This is a genomic window from Neisseria sp. P0001.S005 (genome assembly GCF_051963715.1).
In genome coordinates this window covers 1-766 of sequence record NZ_JBQCTZ010000467.1, presented here as the reverse complement: position 1 = coordinate 766, position 766 = coordinate 1, and the positions used below count along the sequence as shown (strand labels likewise).

Genomic DNA, 766 nt, shown 5'->3' with positions numbered 1-766 from the left:
TCCAAGTTTTGTTTGTCAGGCCGGTAACCGTACCGGCACTACCGTCGACGGTAACCGGGTTGCCGCCGCTGGCCGGGCCAACGGTAATGCTGTCGGCCAGTTTAAAGCCGATTTGGTTGTTGGTAACCGTGGTCTTGATATTGGCATCGCCGGCATATTTGACGGTTTCGCCCAGTTTTACGGTGTCGTCTGCACCGCTGTCGGCTCCGATCTTGAAGCCGGCGTCTTTCAAATCGGTCACGGCAGTATTGATGGCAGTATTGATTGCGGTATTAACTGCACCGCCAGTTACGGCACTGTTGTCGCCTGCCGCAACGTTGCCGCTGGTCAGGTTGGTGATCTTGCCGTTGTTACCCATATCAATGTTTTTGCCGTTGGTGCTAATACCGTTACCGTTGATGACCGGGCCGTTGTTAATTGTCAAGCTGTCGGCAGTCAGGTTAGGTTTGGTGGCAATGGTAATGTCTTTACCGTTGTTGGTTATGGCAATGTTGGTACCATCTTTAAACCCTACCGTATCATTCGGCTTGATGGTTTCCGCAGCACCGCTGTTCACTTGGAATTTCCAACCGGCGTTGGCCGCATTGGTGCGTGCATTCAGCGCAGTCAATGCGTCGCCTACGTTGCTGTAGTTCGTTGGCGTACCAGTGGCATTGGCCAGGGTGTAGGTCGGCGCGCTAATGCTGCCATCGGCCTGAACTGCCGATCCGCCGCCCAAGTGGGTGGCTGTGGAATTGGCAGTTTTGTACAACTGGCTGCCGTTCAC

At 54.3% G+C, this 766-nt stretch carries 1 pseudogene; it reads right to left on the bottom strand.

The annotated features are described in order from the left end of the window. A pseudogene (locus ACTHSP_RS21095) lies at positions 1-766 on the bottom strand (hypothetical protein); the annotation flags it as partial.